Source organism: Streptomyces sp. SID13666, from assembly GCF_010548325.1.
GTDB lineage: Bacteria > Actinomycetota > Actinomycetes > Streptomycetales > Streptomycetaceae > Actinacidiphila > Actinacidiphila fildesensis.
Genome location: NZ_JAAGLX010000244.1, coordinates 1 through 387, shown reverse-complemented (window position 1 = coordinate 387; position 387 = coordinate 1). Strand labels below are relative to the sequence as shown.

Annotated in this window: 1 pseudogene; it reads right to left on the bottom strand. The window is 73.4% G+C overall.

Annotation, left to right across the window (positions count from 1 at the left end):
- Positions 1-288: pseudogene (locus G3I60_RS44300) on the bottom strand (cupin domain-containing protein); the annotation flags it as partial.
- Positions 289-387: the final 99 nt, after the last annotated feature.

Genomic DNA, 387 nt, shown 5'->3' with positions numbered 1-387 from the left:
GCCGTGCGCCCGGTACCAGGCGGGGACCTGGGCGCCGGGGCGGGTGAACCAGGCGCGCAGGGCGGTGATGAGCATCAGGTCCAGTACCCGGTCCAGGAGGATCTGCTGACCGGGCTCCTCGCGGGTGATCTCCTCGAACGTCGTCCGGCCGACCGGGCAGACACCCACGTGCGCCTCGATGACGGCCAGGGGTGGCAGCGCGGCGAGAGTCTGCCCGGGGCCGCTGCCCGCGGTGTACAGAGCACTACTAAGGAGCGTGCTGTCGGACCCTTCCGTGTCCCAGGCGCCGGCACCCGGAGCTCGGGGGCCGGCCGGTTCCTCGCGCGGTCGCCGCCCGGCTGGCTTCCTTCCTCAGCCGGCAGTCGGCCCCTTCAGGAACTCCGCCAG